The organism is Lentilactobacillus rapi DSM 19907 = JCM 15042 (genome assembly GCF_001436255.1).
GTDB classification, from domain to species: Bacteria; Bacillota; Bacilli; order Lactobacillales; family Lactobacillaceae; genus Lentilactobacillus; species Lentilactobacillus rapi.
This window is the reverse complement of record NZ_AZEI01000032.1, coordinates 1-24,693: the sequence shown is the minus strand read 5'-3', so window position 1 is coordinate 24,693 and position 24,693 is coordinate 1. Positions and strand designations below refer to the sequence as shown.

At 42.2% G+C, this 24,693-nt stretch carries 17 protein-coding genes; 7 read left to right on the top strand and 10 right to left on the bottom strand.

Features of this window, described 5'->3' with window-relative positions:
- Window positions 1–252: 252 nt before the first annotated feature.
- The 3 genes from FD12_RS05020 to FD12_RS05010 form a co-directional block, all read right to left on the bottom strand.
- The gene (locus FD12_RS05020) at window positions 253–489 is read right to left on the bottom strand and encodes a hypothetical protein (RefSeq protein ID WP_054748337.1); all 237 of its coding nucleotides are present in this window, start codon (window positions 487–489) and stop codon (window positions 253–255) included.
- A 144-nt stretch (window positions 490–633) separates the two neighbouring features.
- A complete protein-coding gene (locus FD12_RS05015) occupies window positions 634–3,021 on the bottom strand; it encodes a phosphoketolase family protein (RefSeq protein ID WP_054748339.1) in 2,388 nt (795 codons plus the stop codon).
- A 675-nt stretch (window positions 3,022–3,696) separates the two neighbouring features.
- Window positions 3,697–4,428, bottom strand: coding sequence for a GntR family transcriptional regulator (locus tag FD12_RS05010; RefSeq protein ID WP_056982016.1), 732 nt, complete (start codon window positions 4,426–4,428; stop codon window positions 3,697–3,699).
- A 121-nt stretch (window positions 4,429–4,549) separates the two neighbouring features.
- On the opposite strand from FD12_RS05010, the gene ybaK reads away from it, so the two are divergent.
- The gene (ybaK, locus tag FD12_RS05005; RefSeq protein ID WP_056982015.1) at window positions 4,550–5,050 is read left to right on the top strand and encodes a Cys-tRNA(Pro) deacylase; all 501 of its coding nucleotides are present in this window, start codon (window positions 4,550–4,552) and stop codon (window positions 5,048–5,050) included.
- Between the two features lie 3 nt (window positions 5,051–5,053).
- Entirely contained in the window at window positions 5,054–5,788 is a 735-nt protein-coding gene (locus FD12_RS05000) for a hypothetical protein (protein WP_054748343.1), read from the top strand.
- Here FD12_RS05000 and FD12_RS04995 read toward each other — a convergent pair.
- The 5 genes from FD12_RS04995 to FD12_RS04975 form a co-directional block, all read right to left on the bottom strand.
- A complete protein-coding gene (locus FD12_RS04995; RefSeq protein ID WP_054748345.1) occupies window positions 5,781–6,422 on the bottom strand; it encodes an HD domain-containing protein in 642 nt (213 codons plus the stop codon). The two genes, FD12_RS05000 and FD12_RS04995, sit on opposite strands and share 8 nt — an antisense overlap.
- 295 nt (window positions 6,423–6,717) lie before the next feature.
- A complete protein-coding gene (gene adhE / locus FD12_RS04990) occupies window positions 6,718–9,342 on the bottom strand; it encodes a bifunctional acetaldehyde-CoA/alcohol dehydrogenase (RefSeq protein WP_054748347.1) in 2,625 nt (874 codons plus the stop codon).
- Between the two features lie 214 nt (window positions 9,343–9,556).
- The gene (locus FD12_RS04985; protein WP_054748349.1) at window positions 9,557–10,087 is read right to left on the bottom strand and encodes a DUF1836 domain-containing protein; all 531 of its coding nucleotides are present in this window, start codon (window positions 10,085–10,087) and stop codon (window positions 9,557–9,559) included.
- 138 nt (window positions 10,088–10,225) lie between these two features.
- A complete protein-coding gene (locus tag FD12_RS04980) occupies window positions 10,226–12,595 on the bottom strand; it encodes a cation-translocating P-type ATPase (RefSeq protein WP_056982013.1) in 2,370 nt (789 codons plus the stop codon).
- 222 nt (window positions 12,596–12,817) lie between these two features.
- The gene (locus tag FD12_RS04975) at window positions 12,818–13,183 is read right to left on the bottom strand and encodes a hypothetical protein (protein ID WP_056982012.1); all 366 of its coding nucleotides are present in this window, start codon (window positions 13,181–13,183) and stop codon (window positions 12,818–12,820) included.
- A gap of 194 nt (window positions 13,184–13,377) precedes the next feature.
- Here FD12_RS04975 and FD12_RS04970 point away from each other — a divergent pair, with 194 nt between their 5' ends.
- The 3 genes from FD12_RS04970 (at window position 13,378) to nrdI (ending at window position 18,842) form a co-directional block, all read left to right on the top strand.
- Window positions 13,378–14,757: a hemolysin family protein gene (locus tag FD12_RS04970; protein ID WP_056982011.1), complete on the top strand. Its 1,380-nt coding sequence runs from the start codon at window positions 13,378–13,380 to the stop codon at window positions 14,755–14,757.
- A gap of 335 nt (window positions 14,758–15,092) precedes the next feature.
- Window positions 15,093–18,215 (top strand): YfhO family protein, encoded by a 3,123-nt coding sequence (locus FD12_RS04965; protein ID WP_056982010.1) that lies wholly within the window; start codon window positions 15,093–15,095, stop codon window positions 18,213–18,215.
- Between the two features lie 177 nt (window positions 18,216–18,392).
- On the top strand, window positions 18,393–18,842 hold the full coding sequence (nrdI, locus tag FD12_RS04960) for a class Ib ribonucleoside-diphosphate reductase assembly flavoprotein NrdI (RefSeq protein WP_054748351.1): 450 nt from the start codon (window positions 18,393–18,395) through the stop codon (window positions 18,840–18,842).
- Between the two features lie 196 nt (window positions 18,843–19,038).
- Here nrdI and FD12_RS04955 read toward each other — a convergent pair whose 3' ends face one another.
- Both FD12_RS04955 and FD12_RS04950 read right to left on the bottom strand, forming a co-directional pair.
- Window positions 19,039–20,208 carry an MDR family MFS transporter gene (locus FD12_RS04955; RefSeq protein WP_054748353.1) on the bottom strand — a complete coding sequence of 390 codons (1,170 nt, stop codon included), beginning with the start codon at window positions 20,206–20,208 and terminating at the stop codon, window positions 19,039–19,041.
- 302 nt (window positions 20,209–20,510) lie between these two features.
- Window positions 20,511–21,245 (bottom strand): Ig-like domain-containing protein, encoded by a 735-nt coding sequence (locus FD12_RS04950; protein ID WP_056982009.1) that lies wholly within the window; start codon window positions 21,243–21,245, stop codon window positions 20,511–20,513.
- 262 nt (window positions 21,246–21,507) lie between these two features.
- Here FD12_RS04950 and zwf point away from each other — a divergent pair, with 262 nt between their 5' ends.
- Both zwf and gndA read left to right on the top strand, forming a co-directional pair.
- The gene (gene zwf / locus FD12_RS04945; RefSeq protein WP_054748357.1) at window positions 21,508–22,986 is read left to right on the top strand and encodes a glucose-6-phosphate dehydrogenase; all 1,479 of its coding nucleotides are present in this window, start codon (window positions 21,508–21,510) and stop codon (window positions 22,984–22,986) included.
- Between the two features lie 158 nt (window positions 22,987–23,144).
- A complete protein-coding gene (gndA, locus tag FD12_RS04940) occupies window positions 23,145–24,578 on the top strand; it encodes an NADP-dependent phosphogluconate dehydrogenase (RefSeq protein ID WP_056982003.1) in 1,434 nt (477 codons plus the stop codon).
- Window positions 24,579–24,693 lie beyond the last annotated feature (115 nt).

Below are 24,693 nucleotides of genomic sequence, written 5' to 3'. Positions count from 1 at the left end.
TATCAAAGTGAGGAGATACCCCGATTTCCTAATGGTGATCTTCATTGGATCGCCACTGATGCTCAGATAAAGGGCGCAACAAACGGCTGATCCCGGTCATTTAACGAGAAAAACCAGTTATCCCAATATCAGGAATAACTGGTTTTTCTCGTTAAATTATAGGATCAAAGCGTCTATTGTTCCGGCCTATTTGATTGTGGGACCAGTTCGCCTTTAGTCCCACTCTGTCCATGTAAGGCCTAATAACGTGCCCTAATCATCAGTTTCATGCTCACTTTTATATTTTTTCCAAGCTGCCAAACCCGTATCAGTTAATCCATCAACCGTTTTGCCGTCACTTTTAATTAAGCCAGCATCAATAAGTGGTTGTGGATGGCCACCAATTGCGTTGTCACAATAATCAACGAAATGATTAATGAGTGTCCCTGACCCAACTCGGCCAGTTTGAATCGCATCTAAAATATCAAAATCCGTTTGTGTAATTTCCATCGTCTTAATCAAACCTCCCTTGTATCGTTATTATAGTAGATTTAGTCGTAATCGACATTAAAAAAGCCCAAACTAAAGAATCGAGGAACTCAATTTAATGAATTCCTCGATTCTTTAGTTTTAGTGATTTAATTTTGAATTAAATTACTTCTTGAGGCCTTCCCACTTCCAGTTAACAACTTCTGGAAGATCAGTACCTTCTTGACGAATGTAAGCATTGTGCTTATCAATCGTATCATTCATGCGTTGGATGAAGTAACTACCCTTAACTGAGTAAGCTGGAATATCTTGAACAGCTTCCTTAGCAAGATCGAAACGATCCAATTGGTTCAAGACACGCATGTCAAATGGTGTTGTGATATCACCATTCTCACGATAGCCATGAACATGAAGATTGTGGTTGTGACGATCGAAGAAGATATCTTTGATCAATCCTTCGAAGCCATGGAATGCGAAGATAACTGGCTTGTCAGTAGTGAACAAGTTGTCAAATTCTTCATCACTCAAGCCACGAGGGTCAACCTTAGGTGAACGAAGCTTCAATAGGTCAACAACGTTGATATAACGAATCTTCATTTCTGGGAATTCCTTGTTCAAGATTGAGATAGCAGCCAATGCTTCCAAGTTAGGTTCTGAACCTGCGGCAGCAAAGACAACATCTGGTTCTTGACCTTGGTCAGTTGATGCCCAATCGATGTAGCCAAGACCATTCTTAACGAGGTTTTGAGCTTCATCCATTGTGTACCATTGACGACGTGGGTGCTTTGAAGTAACGATTAAGTTGATCTTTTCGTAAGTTCTGAATGCAGAATCACCAACAGCTAACAATTCGTTTGCATCAGCTGGGAGATACTCACGGATGAATTCAGGCTTCTTCTCAGCTAAGTGAGTTAACATACCTGGATCTTGGTGGGTATAACCATTGTGATCTTGCTGGAATACTGTTGAAGTATCAACAAAGTTCAATGAAGGATATTGCTTTCTCCAGTATTGTTCTGAAGCTTTACGTAACCACTTGAAGTGTTGAGTCAACATTGAGTCGACTACTCGACCGAATGATTCGTAAGTAGCAAAGAATCCGTGACGACCAGTCAATACATAACCTTCAAGCCAACCTTCTGCTTGGTGTTCTGAAAGTTGTGAATCAATAACTCGGCCGTGGTTTGAAAGATCTTCATCGAATGGTTCGTGAATATCTTCCATCCATTGACGCTTAGAATCATCAAGCAAGCTGTAAAGACGGTTTGACTTAGTTTCATCAGGACCGAATCCACGGAAGCTAGTTGGGTTAAGTTCAGCAACCTTTTCCAACCAGTTTGACCACTCAATCATATCTTGCTTCTGAGTAACACCACGATCGAATTTAACTTCGAAGTCGCGAACATCAGGGAGCTTCAATGGTTCTGGCTTGATACCACCGTTAGTGATTGGGTTAACTGACATCCGCTTGTCACCCTTAGGAGCAACAGCACGGATTTCTGGTTTAACAGTACCATTTTCATCGAATAATTCTTCTGGCTTGTATGACTTCAACCAGTTGATAAGCAAGTCTTTATGTTCCATTGAACCTGCAGCAACAGGAATTGGAACTTGGTGAGCACGGAATGAACCTTCGATAGGATTACCATCGAGATCCTTCTTAGGACCAGTCCAGCCTTTAGGTGAACGGAAGATAATCATTGGCCAGTTAGGTAACTTAACGTTATCAGGAGTTTCGTTTTCACGAGCATTCTTTTGAATTGACTTGATTTCTTCAATAACGTGATCAAGGGTCTTAGCAAAGTCTGCTTCAACCTTAGCATGATCTGTATCAGCAGTAGCTTCAACGAAGTATGGATCCCAGCCCATTCCTTTAAAGTAACTTGTTAAGTCTTCGTCACTCATTCGTGAAAGGATAGTAGGGTTAGAAATCTTGAAGCCGTTCATGTTGATAATAGGAAGAACAGCACCATCAGTGATTGGGTTGATGAACTTGTCAGAGAACCATGATGCAGCCAATGGGCCAGTTTCTGATTCACCATCACCAATTTCAACAGCAGCGATTACATCTGGGTTGTCTAAGATAGCACCGGTACCATGTGAAAGTGAGTAACCAAGTTCGCCACCTTCGTGGATTGAACCTGGAGTTTCTGGTGCGGCATGAGAAGCAACTCCACCTGGGAATGAGAATTGCTTGAACAATTTAGCCATACCTTTTTCGTCTTGGCTGATGTTTGGATAGATATCTGAATAACTACCATCAAGGTATGAGTTAGAAACCATAACTTGTCCACCATGACCTGATCCTTCAATGTAGAACATGTTCAAATCGTATTTGTTAATAACACGGTTTAATTCTGCATAGATCAAGTTTTGGGATACGATAGTTCCCCAGTGTCCAATAGGCTTAACTTTAACGTCCTTGGATTCAAGGGGCTTCTTAAGTAATGGATTGTCGCGCAAGAACAATTGACCTACTGAAAGGTAATTAGCGGCACGCCAGTACTTATCAACAAGTTCCAAATATTCTTTGGAATCGTAATCTACTGTCATTAATTAACACTCCTTCTTCGATTTAACAACAAAGCTTCTGTATAGAATGTTCGAAAAATTGACAGACTTACATCTGGTCAATTCACATCCCTAATACTAAACGATATTTGTGAAAAGTCAACCTTTTTGCAAATTGATACGGTCCAATATTTTGGATCTTGAACCCCTATACATTAAAGCCATTATGAACGATTTGAAAATATTAGTCTACTCCTATTTTGAAATTGTAATATATTTTTTCCGGTCAGGTTTGAAAACTAAGTTGAATTCCAAAATCGGCGTGGAAATTTCGTCATCATGAAAAAACCGATATGTGATTTGGAACTTGTTAGCGCGCATCAATGAGTTGCTTCCTTGTTGCGGCGTTATGCTCCGCGAAACAGGTGCTCACACCTAAAGAATCCAATGATAAAGTCCAGTTGATTCGTGTAATTGGTCTCCGCTATATAGTTGAATTGTGCTCCGCGAAGCAGGCCGTAAACATAAAGGATCCATTAATAAAATTCATTGCTAAATGTCCCAGTTGCTCAATGTAATCGGTCTCCGATATGTAGACGAATTGTGCTCCGCGAAACAGGTGCTAAAAATATAAGGTCTCCCCACCAATAATCCCAAAATCAGGATTATTGGTGGGGAGACCTTATATTGCCGCACCTAAGCGTTTCGCTCCGCACACTAACTATTTTCATCCAAGCTCACAAACGTATTATAATTCAAGTACTTGTAATGAATTCGCATATTTGAAACCTCAAATGGCGTTCCATCATCCAAGAAGAAAATGCCTTCCATAACGCCCACCGGTTCTATCGGTTTTAAGGCCAATAGCTTTTGGTCCTCTTCACTTGACGGATCTGCCGTAATTGTCATAAATGACTTTGTAACCGACTTGCCAGTTGTATCCTCAAAATAATTGAAGATTGAACCTTCCACTCTTTCGCTGTTCAACTCTGGCGCTACCCTAATCGGGATATAGCCCATTTCAATCATGAACGGCTTATTATCAAACGAACGTAATCGCTTGATTTGATAGACAAACTCGCCCGGATCCAAAAATAATTCTGTCTGCAATTCCTCACTGGCTGGAATGACCTTAAAATCCAGCAGTTTAATTTGGGGAACTTTGCCATTGCTCTTAAAGCTGTCCGTAACCCCCAAATTTGATCCTTCATATTGAAAGATTGTCTGATTCTTCTGATACAGTGGGTTAATAAACGTGCCGGATCCCCGCTTCTTAAAGATAATGCCTTGATTTGCTAAAACATTTAAGGCCCGCTTAATCGAGCTTCTGCTGACACCATAAGATTCACTCAGGCTGCGCTCATCAGGCAATCGTTTGGATTCGAATTCGTTGGCCTGAATCCTGTCCTTTAAGTCTTTCATGATGGTGCGATACACTAAATCAGTCATTGCTGCTCCTTATAAATCGTCCAATTGATCTGTTATCTTAAGAGTATAACAGATATTTTCAATCCGTTCAGACAGAATTCGATATTCTGATGTGATAAACTATTCGTGAGGTGGGTCTAAAATGGCAAAAAAGAAAAATAAAAAAGTTCACAAAACATTAGTCGAACAAATTCTGGATAAGCATCAAATTCCGTTTGTGCAGATGGAATTTCCAACTCACAAAGAGGGCGATGTTGAACAGATCAGCGTGGACCACGTCGATCAAAATGAACACCAAATTTTTAAAACCCTCGTGTTGGAAGGTAAGAAAACTGGGCCAGTTGTTGGGGTGGTACCCGTTGACGAACATCTTGACGAAAAGAAGCTCGCCAAAGTTTCCGGCAATAAGAAAGTCAACATGGTCCCGCTCAAGGATCTACTCAAGACAACCGGTTATCAGCATGGTGCCAACACGCCAATTGGTATTTGGGAGAAGTTTCACTATCCCATTTACATTGACCAAGAAGCCAAAGAAATGGGTGAAATCATTGTTTCATCCGGTCAAATTGGTCGTTCTGTCAAAGTCGATGCTCAGCAACTGGTCGATTTAGTTGGCGGCAAGTTTGCTGACATAAAGGAATAGCTCATGATCAATGCAATTTTAATCAATATTTGTTTGGTACTCGGATTATTGATCGGAGTGCCATTTCTTTTTATCTATCTGCTTTCGGCAATTAATCGTAACACCAAGCAACAGATTGCCAACCATTTTGGGACTCCTGGCCAGATTGGCTTTGGCTTTCTTGGCGTCATCATTCATGAAGCCAGCCACCTGCTGATGGCACTGGTTTTTGGTCATCACATCGATCAATTCCGGTTAATTCGCATTCCTACCAGTGATAATCCTGCATTGGGGTACGTTCACCATACGTGGAACCAGCGCAACTTTTACCAAAATATGGGCAACCTGTTTATTGGGGTTGCCCCCATATTTGGATGTTGCTTGGCAACTTTAGGGCTTGCAAGATACACAATTCCAGAAGTTTACCAATCGCTCATTGTCACGGCCCAGCAGTCATTCAATCAACTAAACTTTACCGTACCAGAATTCAGCTGGGTCTCAATGCTAGTTTTTCTGGTCATCGCAGCTAACATTTGTATTGGCGGCTTTGACCTGAGCCCAGCCGATTATGAAAACGCCAGCCAGGGGCTTTTGCAGGCAGTCGTTTCCCTAGTTAGCCTGACAATTATTATTTCAGTCACCCCATTAGCAGCGGGTTTTTCTGCGCTGCTAAGCCATTTCACGATGATTGTACTGGTTATTTCACTGTTTAATCTGTTAATTTCAAGCCTCATGAATTTCATTTTCCGGATCATTTAGTTCCGTTCCATTCATCGACAAACTCATTGACAAAGGCTTGCATGACTTGTTGACGATGTTCCGCAATTTGTTTGGCGGTCGGCGTGTTCATTTGGTCTTTGAGTTTGAATAATTTCTCGTAAAAATGATTAATGACCGTCCCCTGCTTGCGATACTCAGCTTTATCCATGCCTTTTCGCGGCATTATTCGTGGGTTGTACATCGTCTCGCCAAAATGACCGCCAAAGTAGAACGTGCGGGCAATCCCAATTGCCCCAATGGCGTCCAAACGATCGGCATCTTGTACAATTTGGCCTTCCAGTGATAATTGATGATGTGTTTTCAAATTAGCACTGTAGGACATGTTATCGATAATTTCAAACACTTTTTCAATAAATGGGTCATCATAACCAACATTCTTGAGCTGGGCAACAATCGCCTGACGTTTAGCCTCAGGGTTAGTAGTCACTTTGTCATCACTCACATCATGTAAATAGGCAGCAATCACCACCAACGATTCATCGGCATCCTCACCCTTTAAAATGAGCTTGGCCAAACTCACCACCCGCTCAATATGCGTATAGTCGTGACCGGTGGTTTCATAACCAAGCTGTTGTTGAACGAATTCTCTGATTTGTCTTAGTCCGGATATCATGTGCTCGCTCCCTTGTTAGCTGTTATCGTTATTTCATTATAATCTATTTTTTAAAAAGTTGATTTCCCGTCATCTGGAAGAATGGACCACTCCAAGATTGTCTGTGGCGTCCTGAGATCACCCGAAATTTCGCAATATTGCAGAAGTGGGTTTGTGGGAACGCGTTTATTTCTCCCTTATCTAGAATAAACACGTTCCCATAAGCCTGATCCCTACTACATAAACAACGTCCCCAACAATGAACAAAGACCGTTCATTATTGGGGACGTTATTTATGCTCCGGGATCAAACCGGCTTAGTCACGCTCTACATCTTTTCCATCATAATCATCAATCATAATCTGCTTGAGATCAGCAATCAATGGTTCCTTTGGATTAGCTGTGGTGCATTGATCTTCGTATGCGAGTGTTGCAAGGCGGTCCAATGATGCTTCGAACTTGGCCTTGTCAACGCCTTGAGCCTTTAAGCTCAGAGTGACACCAACTGAATGAGCCAATTCGATAAATTTCTGAACTAATCCTTCGATCAATTCTTCATCATTTTTCCCTTGAATGCCAATGTATCGGGCAATATCGGCATAGTCTTTGTTAGCCCGGAAATACTCGTACTTAGGCCATACGGCAATCTTTTCTGGCAACTTGGCATTGAAGCGGATAACGTGCGGTACCGTGATTGCAATTGCAATTCCGTGGGTAATGCCAAATTCACCACCAAGCTTGTGAGCAACTGAATGAGTGATTCCCAGGAAGGCATTTCCAAAGGCCATCCCTGCTAAAGTAGCTGCATTGTGCATTTCTTCACGGGCATGCGTGTCACCATTATAGGACTTAGTTAAATTCTCAAATACCAGCTTGATTGCTTGCAATGACAATGGTCGTGTGTAATCAGAAGCCATTGTTGAAACATATGATTCAATTCCATGGCAAAGTGTGTCAAGACCTGATGCAGCAACCGTTCCCTTTGGTACAGTTTCCACAAATTGTGAGTCAACGATGGCAACATCTGGTGTCAACGCATAATCGGCCAATGGGTACTTAACGTGAGTCTTTGAATCGGTGATAACCGCGAATGGGGTAACTTCCGAACCAGTCCCTGAGGTGGTTGGAATAGCAATCATTTGCGCCTTACGAGGCTTCTGGAAACGATAGGCCCGTTTTCTGATATCAATAAACTTCTGCTTGGCACCGAAGAAACTTGTCTTAGGGTCTTCGTAGAACAACCACATATTCTTAGCGGCATCAAGTGGTGACCCACCACCTAAAGCAATGATGGTATCAGGTTGGAATGCCCGCATTTGACGAACCCCTTTTTCGACTGTATCGGTGGTTGGGTCCGTTTCAACATCTGAGAACAATGAATATTCGATTTCATTTGGTCGTCGCTTCAATTCATCTAAGACCGTATCAACGTAGCCATGTTCAACCATTCCTGGGGTGGTTACGATGAACACTTTGTTGATACCTGGCATGTCGTCGAGGTATCTGATAGAAGTCTTTTCGAAGTAAACCCGTGGTAACTTAATCCATTGCATATTATTTCGTCTCTTTGCGATAGTTTTGATGTTCAATAAGTCGTAATCGGTCACATTGTGAGAAATTGAGTTTGCGCCCCATGAGCCAGTTCCCAATGTCAATGATGGCGTCATTTCGTTGTACAAGTTACCAACCCCACCAAGGCCACCTGGTGTGTTAACAAGGACTCGGGCCGCTTTCATCTTGATACCAAACTTGAGGGCAACATCGTCATCCAATGTTTGAATCCCAGCAGTATGGCCAAGGCCACCAAAGTTGAGCAGCTTTTCACAAATATCAAATGCATCTTGCTGCGTTTTTGCCCGGTACACACTAATCACTGGACTTAATTTTTCAGCTGAAAGTGGGTGCTTTGGGCCAACGCCAGTAATTTCTGCAGCCAATACCTTCGTGTTAGCTGGCACTTTAATCCCTGCCAGCTTTGCGATCCCTTTGGCTGATTTACCAGCGATTGGACCACGAACACTGCCACGCTTTGGATCAAACATGGCGTCAGATAATTTTTGGTGCTCATTCTTTGGAACAAAGTAAACACCGTTCTTAACGAGTTGGGCCTTCACTTCATCGTAGATCTCAGTATCAATAACGGCACTGTTTTCAGTCGCACAGATCATCCCGTTATCAAAGGTCTTTGAAAGAACCAAATCGTTGACTGCCCGTAGAATATTAGCCGTTTTTTCAATATAAACCGGGCCATTACCAGGACCAACACCAAGGGCTGGTTTACCAGTAGAATAAGCGGCCTTCACCATGCCGGGACCACCAGTAGCTAACGTGCTGGCAACTCCTGGGTTATTAATTAACTTATCAGTTGCTTCAATACTTGGTTCAGTGATCCATTGGATACAGCCCTCAGGAGCGCCGGCGGCAATTGCGGCATCGCGAACAACTTTGGCTGCTGCAATTGATGATTTCAATGCTTGGGGATGGAAACTAAAGATAATTGGGTTTCGGGTTTTCATCGAGATAATTGATTTAAACAATGCAGTTGAAGTTGGGTTGGTTACAGGCGTGATTCCTGCAAGGACACCAAGAGGTTCAGCAACGGTAATTAATTGGCGCTCCTTATCATCCTTGATAACGCCAACGGTCTTGTGGTTACGGATGCTGTGCCAGATTTCTTCGGTGGCATACATATTCTTAATTGCTTTGTCTTCAGCAACCCCACGGCCGGTTTCGTCATAAGCCATCTGAGCTAATTCCATGTGCTTATCTTGACCAGCCATCACCATTTCGTGAGTGATGTGATCAACTTTCTCTTGATCAAATGAGTCCATGATTTTAAGTGCTTTTTGCGCCTTTGAAACTAAACCGTTAATCATTGTATCAACGTCAGTCTTGCCTTCAGTTTTTGGTGCTTTCTTTTCTGCTACTTTGTTTTCAATCATTGCTTGCCTCCAATGAAAATATGTTTGTTATCAATTTCACAATTACAATACTATCACGATTTTTTGAATTGTAAATAGTTTTGTTCAAAAAATCACAAAAGTTTTCAGTAAGCGTTCAAACCCTATGGTAACAGGGAAAGTAAAAGGAGGAGTCCTTAATTCAGGCCCCTCCTTAATGAAAACGATTACACAAATTAACATGTGAACGCTTTCACTACTTTTCGATTTTAGTTAATGGTTTTTCAATAATTTCCAACAGTTTTTCTGATTGAACCCGATCAATGATGACATTTACAGCAACTTGCATTAATTTATCGTTCAAATTTTTTTCTTCAATCGCCCGGCCGTTATTTCTGCCATCGATGTTCTTAAATGAGAACATCAGCCGCTTAACGAAGCTATCGTAGGCTTGTTGCGGATAAATATTGGCGGTTACTTGATCAATCCCGTGACGAATGGTTGCCAGTGAAAAGGCCGGCTTCAATAAGCTAATTAAAATTACGTCCGCAATCTGCATGGTTTGATACTTTTTCTTAACGGGTGCCATGATCGCCTTGTGCTTGACGTAATTATTAATCATTGCTGGGGTCACCTGATCAATTCCAATCGGTCCCAGTGTGTCATTCACCAGAGCAGTCACCTGATCCATGTACAGCGAGAAATTAGGCAATTCTGACCATAATGGCAACTCCACCTTCTTTAGTTTCTGTTCCCATTGTTCATATTGTTCTGCGTCGTAGCTCATGAAATCACTCCCTTGGTTTTATTATACCATATTATCTAGTTTTAAAGACTAGCTGGAAGCAAATAAAAAACAAGCTTCACTAAATGGTAACCTGCTAAGCTTGCTTAACCAAAACTGGCCTGAACTGCGCCGCCAACATTAGGATCTCTTTTTCCGAGCTCTTCGCTTTTCCCGTTGCGTTAGGAAGGTTGAAATGACCCCTTGTAAGAACATATACAGTGGGTAGGCTGTCGCAATCAGCGGAACCGCGTACAGCCAAATATCCTTATCAAAGAATGAAACCAGGGAGAATATGTTGTTGAAGAAGACAATGATGGCTAAAAATGCGGCCAGAACGAGTACGTCCATCCCCACTTTAAGCCGATTCAATGGACGGGAAACCATCACCAACGCCAACCAGCAAATGGCCCCCGTCAAAAGAACGCAGAGTGTTGACGTGAATTCATACTGCAGGCCAAAGAATGACCCAACAATTTCAATCACCAAAATATAGCCAACAATACAAATTGCGGCTGGCGTCGAAATAATCAGCACTTGTTTCATAAATTGATTTGTAATTCTGGAAAAATTAGGCTCCAGCGCCAAGAAGAAGGATGGAATACCAACCATGAGCGACGTAATCGGGGTCAGCTGAATCGGTTCAAACGGATAGCCCATCGTCATAAACAGGAAAATAAACGAGAGTGCAACAGAATACATTGTCTTGATGAGATACATTGAGGCAACCCGTTCAATGTTATTAATGACCCGTCGGCCTTCCTTCAACACATCGATCATTGCGTCAAAATTAGAATTGATCAACACGAAGTCAGCGATACTCTTCGTACTTTCGCTCCCGGAAGCCATTGCAATCCCACAATCAGCTTGGCGAAGTGCCAGCAGGTCGTTAACACCGTCACCAGTCATCGCAACCGTATGTTTTTGGGCTTGCAGGGCACTAATTAACCGTTTCTTCTGGTCAGGCGTTACCCGGCCGAACACCGTATTTTCTTGAGCGATTTTACCAAAATCAGCCTCGTCGTTAACAGTCGACATGTCAATTGCGTGTTCAGCATTGCGAATATCCGCGGTTTGGGCAATTGTTGACACGGTTGTCGGATCGTCCCCAGAAATCACTTTGATCTCCACGTCTTGATTCCGAAAGTACTGAAACGTGTTGGCCGCATTGGGCCGGATGACATCAGATATCAGTACCAATCCCATTAGTTGAGGATCAGCTAATGGCTTGTCAGCTGCCAATTCGTCGACTTGAGCAACTGCCAGTACTCGATAGCCCTCTTTGGCATAGCCGGTCACTTTTGCTTTTAAGCTGTTTGATAAGTCTTTGAAAATAAACTGTGGGGCTCCAAATACATAGTGATGACCATCTTCAAAGCCCACCCCACTCCATTTTCGTTCTGAAGAAAAGGGCACGATCTCTTCGGCCTGCCATCCAGGATCAGTTAACGCATTGGTAATCGCCCGGGCCGTTTCGTTATTATCGCCGGTACTGTATGTGATCCCGGCAATCATTTGTTTCAGCTGGTCAGCAGTAACTTCCGCCGTCGGGATGGCGTCAACGAATTTCAAATCTCCACTGGTGATGGTTCCCGTCTTGTCTAAACAAATCACGTCAACTCGCGCCAAGGTTTCAATTGCCGGCAAGTCTCGCACCAGCGTCTTCTTTCTTGCCAAATGCATCGCAGAAACTGCTAGAGTCATTGACGTTAACAGCACCAACCCCTCCGGAATCATGCCAATCATCGCGGCAACTGAGCCGAGGATCGCTCGGTTAACGCCAGTGCCACCATATAATTTAGCCACAAAGAGAATAATTCCAAGTGGAATGATGACATAAGTTAACACTTTGATGATCCGGTTAATTGTGTTTAAGAGAATGCTTGAAGTGTCTTCACCCTTTTTGGCTTCATTAGAAATGTGATTAACAAATGTATCGGCGCCAACTTTGGTGACTAGCATTTTGCCAGATCCGCCAACCAAAAAAGTTCCTGAGGTCAGTCGATCACCCGGCTGTTTGACAATCGTTTCGGATTCACCGGTAATGGGAGATTCGTCAATCTCCATTCCGCGGCTGGCCAGCACTTTGCCATCGACAGGGATTTGGTCGCCACGGCCAAGGGAGATGACGTCTCCAAGGACAATGTCTTCTGGTAGAATCGGAACTGGTTTTGAATTTCGAATCACATTGATTTTGCCCTCAGCGAGCAGCACCATCTTATCAACTTGGCGCTTAGAACGGATTTCTTGGATAATCCCGATTGCGGTGTTAAAGATCGCAATACCGAGAAATAACAAATTTTTGTAGCTGCCGGTATAAAATACCAGGGTACCTAAAATAACGTTGATCAGGTTAAATAGTGTCAAAATATTGTCGCGAAAAATCTCTTTGACGCTTCGAGTAAGCGATTGTTCGGCTGTATTCTTATGATTAGCTTGGATTTGCTGCTTGACTTGCGCGTCGCTAAGCCCATGTTCGGAACTCACCTCGGCTAAATTAATCTCGGCCATCTGATCAACACCTCACTTTATTTTAATTGTACAAAATAACTGTGTAAAAACACATTTTTTTGTATGGTTTGAAGGAATTTTAAGGTTATTCGGCATTTAAAGTAGCCTATTTACCATTAAAGAATCAAACGGGCCCCAATAACCCAGTGATCCAAAAAGCTCCACCATCAAAATCCAAAGATCTTGATGGTGGAGCCTTTACATAATTACATCTATTTGTAACTATCTAACAATTTTTTTATTCAAAATTTCTGACAACTTCTTTAAAGCTTCATCACGTGACTTGATGACGTCCATGTTCCAAATAATGGAGTCAATGTCGCCGCCTGCGAAGTCAAATTTTTCAAAGTAAATATAAGGATCTTCATCGCTCTTTTGGAAGACTTTATCGATTCGGTCGGCAAATCCCTTTGTCCAATCGTCGTCATCCATCTTTGCGAAATCTTTTTTAGTGACATAGCCTTTTTGTTCAATAAGGTCGACCGCTTTTTTGACATCGTCATCCGAATACTCAAACTTCTTGTCGGTTTCACGTTCTGCTTCATCGGCTTTTTTCTCTGCTGCACTTTCTTTGACCTTTTCAGCCATAACCTACATCCCCTTATTTTGTATCTATTACTAGCCTAGCACTGTTTCACGGGAATATTAAGAAAAAAGTTCCAGAGAATTTTCAATAATCCTCAAACCACTTAAAAATTCTCTTGTTCGGGCGTATAATTAGAGTTAATCTGTAAGCTACAAGATGTGTATTACTATTATTATTTGAAATGAGGAAATGAATTTTGGGAGATAGCCAGATACTGACTAACCTATTGATTGTAATTGTCACCTTCTTCTTTGCGGCATTCTTCGTGGCCAGTGAATTTGCGCTGGTTCAAACAAGAGCAAGTGCATTGGAGGAACGCAAAAAAGATCTGATTCAAAGTAAAGGCAAAAAAGCCAAGGGAATCAAAAAACTAGACAGAGAAATCCACATGGTTACCAATCTCAATGAATACTTGTCAACGACACAGGTTGGGGTTAGTTTAGCCGGGATCATTTTAGGTTATTTGGGTGAGTCATTTGTCGTCACAATTTTAGTCGACGTCATGGAGATCCACAACTCACCGATTGATCCAACCACTGCTCATGCGGTCGGGGCGGTCCTTGGAATTATTATTTTAACTTATTTGGAAGTTGTTTTAACTGAAATTGTTCCTAAGAACATCAGTATTGATATGCCCCTTAAAGTGTTGAGTTTTATTTCAACGCCCCTTCACTATTTCCATGTCATCTTTTACCCATTCGTTTGGTTGCTCAACATTTCGGCCAACGGAATCGTGAAGATGTTGGGCTTGCAGGTTGCCAACGAAAATGACGAATCCTTCTCACAGGCAGAAATCCTTAATTTATCTCGGAACGCCGTTAAAAGTGGTCAATTGGAACAAAATGACTACCTATATATGCAACGGGCATTCCAATTAAACGATAAGGTTGCCAGAGACATCATGATCGACCGAACTCAACTGGTTGTCATTGATATTACAACAACCGTCAAGCAAGCCGTTCAAGTTTACCTACAAAAGAAATTCAGCCGAATTCCAGTTGTTGCTGATAATAACAAAGATAAGATTTTAGGTTATGTTTATGTCTATGATTTAATTCGCCAATCCCAAGTGGATTCAACAATTAAAGTTGACCGGTTACTTCGAGATATTTCGACGACTCCTGAGATGACACCTATTACGGATGTTTTGCATCAAATGATCGATAAACGGACGCCAATCGTCGTTGTTGTCGATGAATACGGTGGCACGTCTGGAATTATCACTGACAAAGATATCTACGAAGAACTATTTGGAACTGTCAGGGATGAAATCGATCCTTCATTTACTGAGTACATTTTCAAACAGCCTAACGGAACCTATCAAGTCAATGGTAAGTTGACAACCCATGATTTTGAACGCTACTTTGACGCTGATTTCCCTGAGTTTACGACTTCGGACGCTGTTACCCTTGCCGGATACTTCCTTGATAATTATCCTGATATCAAGGCAGGCGATATCATCTCATTTGAGAACTTTGACTTTAAAATTATTGATTATGAAAATTCGTTTATCAACTGGTTTGAAGTTACCAAGCATCAACCAGCAAAAACAAACGATGAGGATGAATCCAAATAGTCCAATCTGATAAGGCTGTACCAAGACATAGACTTCTGGTCAGCCTTTTTACATATTATTTCTGCTTGGGTGAGGGGGCACCTTCGGCAGCAACCTGCATGTAAGCACCACCGAGAAAAATTCCGGAATCGGGAATTTCTCTCGGCGGAAACTTACACTCCGACTTCTAACCGCTTTACTTCACTCACTTATTTTAGGACAGCTCCGTAAAGCAGAAACTTCCACCTAAGCACCTTCTGCAAAAATCCCAAAACCAGGGATTTCCGCAGAAGGAGACTTAGGCTCCAGTTTCTAACCGCTTTACTTCACTCACTTATTTTTTAGGAGGGTTTCACTTGAAAAAAGTTTGGCAAAAAACACCCGCATGGATCACCTATTCGGTGCTATTTGTCGCACTGATTTGTGTTCTTGTTGGGTGCTTATTCATGACTGGCCGCTCAATGATTTGGGAACTGGACGGGTTAGCACAACACTATCCCATTTTGGTTCAGTTCAGGCATATGATTGCCTCGTTCCTGAATAACCCTGGTGGTGGCTTTACTCACTGGGCTTGGAACATCAGCCTAGGATCCGATCAATTAACCAATTTTTCCTACTATGTGGTTGGTGACCTATTCAACTACTTGATCATCCTATTCCCCAAGAGCCAGATCGAAACCGGTTTTGCCTTTCTCGTATTCTTACGCATGTATGCATCTGGCTTAGCCTTTCTGCTTTACGCGTCAACGTATAAATTCAAAAAGTTCAGTAAGGTCGTCGGGGCCATAGCTTACACTTTTAACGGTTATGCCCTGGCAACCGGCCTTCATCATCCCTTCTTTATTCTGCCGCTAATTTTCTTCCCGTTACTCTGCTACGGCATCGATCGGGTCTTAACTAACAAATCATGGCTGCCACTGATTTTTGCTGTCTTCCTTGTTTTCTTAGGTAACTTTTACTTCGCCTGGATTTTAGGAATTGGTGCCATCTTCTACACCCTTATCAAGGGCGCCAGCCTGTGGAAGCATCCTGACTTTCATTTCTTCAAATCCCTTGGCAAGCTCATTGTCTCAGTTGTCCTCGGGCTTGGAATGTCAGCAATTGTCTTCATCCCGACAATTATTCTCGCTACTGGTTCAACTCGAATCACGGACAATTTTGCTAATGGCTTAAAAGTCTTTCCACCGGAATATTACTTAAATATCATCGATTCAATCTTACCAACTGGGCGGGCGATGAACTTCTGGCTGGTCATCGGCATCTCGTCAGTTTCATTTCTCGGCCTCGTCTACATGCTCCGTCACTTCAAAACCTATCTCTGGAATAACATTGGCTTAGTCATCGTTTGCATTGGGATTCTCATTCCCGCATTCGGGGCGGTCATGAACGCTTTGTCGACACCATCGAACCGGTGGGTCTTACTAGGAAATATTATTTTCGGGATCGCAACAGTCATTTTCATGGATAACTTGGATCACTTCACCAGAAGAGATGTCGGCTGGTTCACAGGTGCAGGTGCCTTATTGATTGTTTTGGTTTGGGCATCAAATGGTTTCTTAATGAACCTTCAGCGGCACGACTTTGTAACCTACGGATTTTTATTAGCAACCGTTATTGTCGTTCTGTGTGCCTTCTTCTTCAACTGGAGCAGTTCGACCAAGAAATTGGTCATCCTAAGTGTTTTCATGCTCAATATCGGTAGTAACATTATCGGGATCTATAGTCCTAACGCCAGTAATTTAGCGATTCAGCAAATGAACCGTGACTTGCCCACCAGATTTGAACAAGATTATTTTAATGGCGCCAACAACTACCTGAAAGACCAACCAGGTTTCTTCCGAACATCTAAAGCACCCCGATACCATTACAATGAGCATCTACAGAACTTAGCTAACTACACCAATACAAACACCGACCTTTCGATGAACACCGGGGTCAATGACGAGTCTGTTTATCTAACGCTTCAAAATGGTTACCTTGGCAAATTCTCTCAAGCCGTTGGCAACAGTCAATTCTCAATGAACACGCCCATTGCCCAAGGCGATTATCGAACCGCCTTCAACGATCTGCTGGGTGTCAAATACATTTTTGCTAAAGCAAATACCAAAAAAGCACCGACGCTCCCCTATGGCTACAAGCCTGTCCGCGATAAAAACGGAAAAATCAAGACGTTTGAGGCTAAGCCAAGAGTGAACGCCGTGCCAGCGATTGAGAATATGGATGGAACAGCCATCTATAAAACTAATAATGCGCTACCGCTGGTCTACTCACAAACTAAAACGGTCTCACCAAGCCAATTCAACCGGTTAAACGCAGTTGATCGGGAGCGGGTGATGACTCAAGGTGCAGTGGTTAACAAGGATCAATACAACACCAATCCACTCACGTACAAATCTCCAAGTCATCATCTAAAATATAAAGTGCAGGTCGATGAAACCAAGGTGATTGATTCTGGCCGGCAATTAACTAAGTATCGATTAGGAATTTTAGGCGATCAAGATGCCGATAAAGTCATTGACCAGCCCCACGCACAAGTGAGCTTATCAGCCAACCTTCAAAAAACGAAGGCACTATTGGAAACCAACAAAATGATTCTTGAAAACAATGAATATGAAAACAAGAACGGCTTGAAAAAGATGACTTCCGATGTGACCGGCAAGCCTTTCGATTATTCCCTGACAATCAATAAACCCAAGCAAACTAAGAATGCAGAACTGTTTCTCGTTCTCGATGGCATTAAACAAACTGATGGAACCGTTGCGGACCACAACAAATGGTACGAAAATGAATTTCTATTACAAAACAAGCTCTATTCAAGGCTTGCCAAAGTTAACGCTGCCCGTCACGACTTGTTAAAGCCAACGTTTGGCGGGTACCTATTCGATGCCCGAGCGAAAGGGTTCCATAACGGCTATGCTCAATATGACAAAGATAACCTTTCCAACTATCGTCAAATTCACAGCATGGTCTTGAACTTGGGCTATTCCAAGAGTGCCCGAAAGACGATCAAGTTGAACTTTAATCAGATTAAAAACATCAAGTTCAAGTCAGTTAAGCTGATCGCAATGCCATATAACCAGTCATACGACAAGCAGATGGCCCACCTCAAACAAACGGGATTAAAACATCTGAATGTCCATCAAAATAATGTCACTGGAACCGCGAATAATCGCCAAGCCACGACTTTAGTCACCTCCATCCCTTACTCAAGTGGTTGGAAACTGACCATTGACGGCAATCAAGCCAAAACCTTCGTTGTTAATAAGGGATTTGTGGGTGCAAAACTCCCAGCTGGCGTTCACCGCATTCATTTCCACTACACGACTCCTGGCTTAAAACTCGGTACCTGGCTGTCAATTGGCAGTTCGCTCATTGTCCTATTGCTAATCATCGGTGCCGGCTTTATGAAGCTGTTCCCCCAAGAAAGGGAACCCGCAAAACACGCATCTAGTCATTTAAAAGGTCATCGAAAAGATTGAACTTGCCAACTTGTTCAACAATCGGTACAGTTATTGTGAGGCATATGAATTTTAGGATAGCTGTTCTAAGCAACCAGCCTGAATCGTCCCCGAATTTTCAAAGTCAGGATTTTGGGAGAGTAACCCCTTTCAGCTTTAATCGCTTGGATCCGCTCACATATATTGAGGAGGGACATCTTGAGTCCAATCAAAATTTTATTTATTTCAATTGAGGGAAATACCCGTTCATTTGTTAAGAAACTGGCTGATTATGCGGCGGGAATGCACGATCAGGACAGTCAAAATCCCGTCGTTCAGTTAAAAGAAATTTCTGAACAAACGGATTTTGCCGATGAATCCGACCCATATTTTGCTTTTGTCCCAACCTACTTGGATGGTGGCAATGGCATCGACAACGGCGTTAAGGAGCTCATGACCAATGCCCTGGGGGAATACATCGGTTACGCAAAAAATGCGTCGTTGTGTCACGGAATTGTCGGCAGCGGCAATAAAAATTTCAACGAACAATATTGTCTCACCGCCAAACGATACGCATCTGAATTCAACGTCCCGTTCCTCGCAGATTACGAATTACGTGGAACTGGGCGGGATGTTGAACGGATTTACGACTTGCTCAAGCAAAGTTAATATTTATAAAAATGAGACTGAGATCTATGTTAATTTCCAATCGGTAATTCTTAGCGTAGAGCCCCCGACACTTGGATAAAAGCTGCACCAAACGGCTAATTCCGGCCATTTAACGAAAATAACCAATTATTCCGACACTAGGAATAATTGGTTATTTTCGTTAAATTCTGGGATCAAAACGCCGATTGTTCCAGTCTCATTTCGTCAATTCCCGACTTCGATTAACAACCATCAGAATCACCATAAAGATAATAATCAACCCCGCCGCCAGCATGAACAAACCTCGGTAAGAAGCAAAGTCAAGAATCAAGCCACCAAACAATGGCCCGACTGCCCGACCACAAGACATGAACAAATTATACATGCCTTGGAATTTTCCCCGCTGCTGAGGGGTCGACAGGCTATCAATCCAGGCTGGGATTCCCGGGAATCCAATCATTTCGCCCAACGTGGTAATCACCATCACTAAAATGAATGCCGGATAAGTCTTGGCAAATATTAAACAGATAAATGAGGCAGCGAACACCATTGAACCAACGTATGTCTGGGTACTCAATTTAATCCGGGTACTAACCCGATTGACAAATGGCTGACCAAAAACGATCATCAAGCCGTTTAATGTCCATAGCAAACTATAATTTTCAAATGGAATGTGCAGATTCGTCATATGAACTGGCACAACACTTTCCCACAATGCGTATGCTAAGTAGACTGCCAGGACAACCCCACAAATGGCCAGCACCATTTTATTCACATTGATCTCTGGCGGTGCCCCGCGGGTGATTGCCTTATCAGGAATTCTCCGATCAACTTCAACGTTGAAATCAATCAAGGTAATGATCAATAGTGCCGCGTAAAATAACGACGTCACCATAAACACAACCGTCACGCCGTGCTTCAGCAGGAACCCGACCATCAATGTTCCAATCACAATCCCGACATTTTGCCCGATATACAGAATATTAAAAATCGCTCGGGTTGACCGACTTTTGATACTTGCGGCGTAGGAGTTCAACAAGGTCATGCACGAACCATCCCCGAAGCCCACAAATAACAGCAAGATCGAAAACATCGGCCAGTCATGGAAGAAGATCAAGGCAACAATTGCTGAAGTTGAAATTAACACGCTGATGATCGTCGATAGATATGGGGACCACCGGTCGAATAAATACCCACCTAAATAATTTCCAAGCATCATAAAGCCCGACATTGCCAACAACGTAAACCCAGCCAAAGTGAGTGACTTATGTAAGTAGTTATGCATGTAAACAGTGACAAGCGGCCACATGAATGAGGCGCCAGCGTTTAGGATAAGGGAATAAATAATGACGGAATTAAATCGTATTTCGCTCCTTTTCTTAAACAATTAATCAGTCCCTTCAACAGTATTCAATAATCGTATCAACATCCCTAACTATTCTCGCATATTATGAGGGAAAAGAACAACTATTATGAGTCAATTAGCTTGTATGAGCGACTGCTTCAAATATCCTGTATTGGAATTTTTGCCCCACTCGCTTATACAGTCGATTCTGCATACGAAAAAGACCGGCCATTTAAGCCCAAAAAAATAATGCATTCAAAAACTCGAATGCATTACTTTTTTCGCTTAAATTCTGAGATCAAATCGCCATTCGTCCCAATTTCCTCAAATAGCTAATGAGTGATTTATTTTTCCAATCCGAACTTGTAATAATGAACTGGTGAGTTGCCATATTGAACTTTGACAGCCTTGTTGGATTTATTAACAATAATGAAATGGGTGTTGTCAGTAAATCTCAAGTAGAACTTTTCATAGTTCTTGTGGCCGCGTTGCCGGTAGGTAATTCCCCAAAATGACTTGCTATAAGTTGTCACTTTGTAATTTGCATAGTTGATTAATTTCTTTTGGAATTGACCATTCTTGTACAAGCCTTGGTTTAATCCACCTGCTTGACTGAACTTGGTAACGACAGTGTAGCCATTGTTGTTACCTGACTTCCAAGTACCAGTTGGTTCACCAATTGTAATCTTGTTGCTTGAGGAACTTTTACTGGTGCTGGCAGTTGAAGAAGTCGTGGCTGCTGATTTGGCAGCTTTAACAATCATAATTCGATAGAAATATGAGGTTGAAGACTTACGGGCATATACATAAAGTTTCTGATTTGCTTTGACACTTGTATGCAGAGGTGCGCTAAACTTTCCAGTTTGGCTATTCGCTGTGGTGGTTGTTAACACCTTTTTGCTGGGAGTCCTCACGATAATTGAAACGCCCTTGGTAGCCGTTCCGCTAACACTCTTTGAAGTCGTATAGACGTTGTTGACCTTTAGTGAAGGAGAGCTGCTCGCTGAAGCTTGAGTGCCAAACCCCACTAAAACTGAAAATACAACCGCAAAGAAGGCAATAATTTTAAATTTTTTCATCTTGTTTACTCCTAATCTTTAATTTGCAAACTTCATTATAACGGGTTCAAAAAAATTGTGCTGGAATGTCAATCCCATTTATATATTTCTTAATAAACCATTGCTACAGAGCCATTCAAAAATTGAAAAGCCACATTATGAAAATAATATTCATTTACATCGTCAATACGCTTTTGTTGTGCAGATTTGTGTTATATAATGTTAGCGAACTGGTATAGACATATCAGATTACTTAGTTAACTTAATGATAGGAGTGAACATTTTGCCAACTGAAAGACGTTCTTTGATTGTACTCTTCGGAGCAACTGGTGACCTTGCCACTCGTAAACTTTATCCAGCGATGTTAAAGCTTTACGAAAAAGGAAACATTCGTGAACATTTTGCCGTGATTGGAACTTCCCGTCACAAGATAGATGATGAAAAATACCGAGAAATCGTTGAAAAATCGGTAGCTAAAGAAACAAGTAACAAAAAGATGGTCAGTGATTTTGCCAGTCATTTCTACTTTGTCACCCATGATGTGACTAACGTTAGTCATTACGCAAACTTAAAAGATAAATCAGCAGAATTGGACAAGAAATATGCTTTAGGTGGAAACCGAGTCTTTTATATCTCAATGGCCCCGAACTTTTTTGGAACCGTTGCCAAGAACCTCAAGACTCAGCACCTACTCTCAGAAAATGGCGGTTTCAACCGACTCGTGATTGAAAAGCCATTTGGTCGTGATTTTGAATCAGCTAAACAGTTGAACGACGAATTGAGTGCTGCATTTGAAGAAAATCAAATTTTCCGAATCGACCATTATCTTGGTAAAGAAATGATCCAAAATATTGAAGCCATTCGCTTTGGCAACACTATTTTCGAAGCCCTTTGGAACAACCGATACATCGACAACATTCAAGTTACCTTGGCTGAAAACCTTGGTGTTGAAGAGCGGGCCGGTTATTACGATAACTCAGGTGCGCTACGTGATATGGTTCAAAACCACATTATGCAGATTGTCAGTTTGCTCGCGATGGAGCAACCGGTTGCATTTAAAGATACCGATATTCGGCAAGAAAAAGTGAAGGCTTTGCGAAGTCTCCGGGTATACAACGTTGCTGAAGCATCAACCAACTTTGTCCGTGGCCAATATGGTGGTGTTGGTAACTCTAAGGAATATCGTCAAGAAGACGGGGTTCCAAAGGATTCTAATACCGAAACTTTTGTTGCCGGCAAGTTATTATTTGATAACTATCGTTGGTCAGGAACACCGTTCTATATCAGAACTGGTAAGAAATTGGCCGACAAGTTTACTCGTGTGGACGTTGTCTTCAAGAAGCCGCTCGTGGACATCTTCTCATTCCCACAAAGTGGCAGTACCCCATTAAACGCCAACGTTTTAACGATCTTCATCGAACCAAATCAAGGCTTCTCATTGATGGTTAATGCGAAAAACAGTGAACAAGGATTCCATACTGAACCCGTTAACCTGCAATTCCTTGAAGATTCCAAGCGAACCAAAGAAACGCCACAACCTTACGAACGTTTGATCCATGATGTGTTGAAGGGTGATGGTACCAACTTTGCCAGCTGGCCTGAAGTTGCCAGTGCATGGAAGTTCGTTGACCAAATTCGTCGGGTATGGGATATTCAACAACCAATGTTCCCTAATTACATTCCAGGATCAATGGGACCAGTTTCTGCAGATGAACTGTTGGCAAGAGATCACCGAGAATGGGTTTACAAATTGAATAAGTAATTATGAAAAACATTTTCAAAATTTGTATGAGTGTTTTCACAATCTTTGCAATTACTTGAACAAATTCCTACTCTAGCGTGCTTTTTTATTCACTTTATAATTGTGAGATGGTACACTAACTGTGTAGTAATTCTTAAAAAGAAAAGGATGGTTTTTAAATGTCTGATCAAAAAGCAAATATCGGCGTTGTCGGAATGGCCGTTATGGGCAAGAACTTAGCCCTTAATATCGAAAGTCGCGGTTATACCGTTGGAATTTTCAACCGTACCGGCGCTAAGACCGAAGAAGTTATGAAGGATCATGGAGACAAGAAACTTGTTCCTAGTTATACGATTGAGGATTTTGTTAAGTCACTTGAAACCCCTCGTCGAATTGTCATGATGGTTAAAGCTGGGAAACCAACTGATGCTGTGATTGACGAATTACTTCCATTACTTGATAAGGGCGATGTCCTTATTGATGGTGGTAACACTAACTTCCACGATACGATGGCTCGTAACGCCCGCCTTGATAAATCAGGAATCAACTTTATCGGCATGGGTGTTTCCGGTGGTGAACTTGGTGCCTTACAAGGTCCTTCACTAATGCCAGGTGGCCAAAAAGAAGCCTACGATTTGGTTGAACCAATTTTGAAGCAAATCGCTGCTAAGGCCCCTGCTGACGGCGAACCATGTGTTACTTACATCGGCCCTAACGGTGCTGGTCACTATGTCAAGATGGTCCACAATGGTATTGAATATGGTGATGAAGAGTTAATCGATGAAAGTTACAACATTTTGAGAAACCTTGCTGGTTACAATGTTGACGAATTAGCTGACATTTACAAAGACTGGAACAAGGGCGAACTTGACAGTTACTTAATCGAAATCACCGCTGACATCTTGACTCACAAAGATGACTTGGGTGACGACAAGAGCAAGCCAATCGTTGATATGATCCTTGACCGTGGTGCCAACAAAGGTACTGGTAAGTGGAGTTCACAAGATGCCCTTGAAATCGGTATCGATCAATCAGTGATTACTGAAGCCGTTTACGCACGATTCATTTCAATGTTCAAGAAGGATCGGGTTGCTGCTTCTAAAGTACTTCCAAAGCCTAAAGCTGACGTTGATTTTGATAAGAAAGAAATCGTTGAAAAGGTTCGTGAAGCCCTCTACTTTGGTAAAGTAATGAGTTATGCTCAAGGCTTTGACCAATTAAAGGCTGCTTCAGACCAATACAAGTGGGATATCAAGTTAGGCGAAATGGCAAAGATTTGGAGAGCCGGTTGTATCATCCGAGCTCGTTTCTTGCAAAACATCACCGATGCTTACGACAAGAACCCAGACCTTCAAAACTTGTTGCTTGACCCTTACTTCACAGATATCTGCAAGAAGTATCAAGAATCAGCTCGTGACGTGGTTGCCTTGGCTACAAAGGCCGGCGTACCAGTTCCATCATTGGCTGCTGCCGTTTCTTACTACGATTCATATCGTTCAGAAGTTGTTCCTGCAAACTTGTTGCAAGCACAACGTGACTACTTCGGTGCTCACACATATGAACGTGTCGACCGCCCAGGAAACTTCCATTATACTTGGTATGAAGAACAATAGTGAGCGACGAAACCCGGTTTGACCCCGGAGCATAAGCTAAAAAAGTCATTGATGAACGTTTTTGAAGTGAACCCCAATAGTTGGAGATAATATTTAATAATTTTCAGGCACATAA

Excerpts from the sequence above, each read along its gene's own strand:
- ybaK (WP_056982015.1), top strand. The coding sequence starts at position 4,550 with ATGGCAAAAAAGAAAAATAAAAAAGTTCACAAAACATTAGTCGAACAA.
- FD12_RS04995 (WP_054748345.1), bottom strand. The coding sequence starts at position 6,422 with ATGATATCCGGACTAAGACAAATCAGAGAATTCGTTCAACAACAGCTT.
- FD12_RS05010 (WP_056982016.1), bottom strand. The coding sequence starts at position 4,428 with ATGACTGATTTAGTGTATCGCACCATCATGAAAGACTTAAAGGACAGG.
- FD12_RS05015 (WP_054748339.1), bottom strand. The coding sequence starts at position 3,021 with ATGACAGTAGATTACGATTCCAAAGAATATTTGGAACTTGTTGATAAG.
- FD12_RS04980 (WP_056982013.1), bottom strand. The coding sequence starts at position 12,595 with ATGGCCGAGATTAATTTAGCCGAGGTGAGTTCCGAACATGGGCTTAGC.
- FD12_RS04985 (WP_054748349.1), bottom strand. The coding sequence starts at position 10,087 with ATGAGCTACGACGCAGAACAATATGAACAATGGGAACAGAAACTAAAG.
- FD12_RS04975 (WP_056982012.1), bottom strand. The coding sequence starts at position 13,183 with ATGGCTGAAAAGGTCAAAGAAAGTGCAGCAGAGAAAAAAGCCGATGAA.
- FD12_RS05020 (WP_054748337.1), bottom strand. The coding sequence starts at position 489 with ATGGAAATTACACAAACGGATTTTGATATTTTAGATGCGATTCAAACT.
- FD12_RS04950 (WP_056982009.1), bottom strand. The coding sequence starts at position 21,245 with ATGAAAAAATTTAAAATTATTGCCTTCTTTGCGGTTGTATTTTCAGTT.
- adhE (WP_054748347.1), bottom strand. The coding sequence starts at position 9,342 with ATGATTGAAAACAAAGTAGCAGAAAAGAAAGCACCAAAAACTGAAGGC.
- FD12_RS05000 (WP_054748343.1), top strand. The coding sequence starts at position 5,054 with ATGATCAATGCAATTTTAATCAATATTTGTTTGGTACTCGGATTATTG.
- gndA (WP_056982003.1), top strand. The coding sequence starts at position 23,145 with ATGTCTGATCAAAAAGCAAATATCGGCGTTGTCGGAATGGCCGTTATG.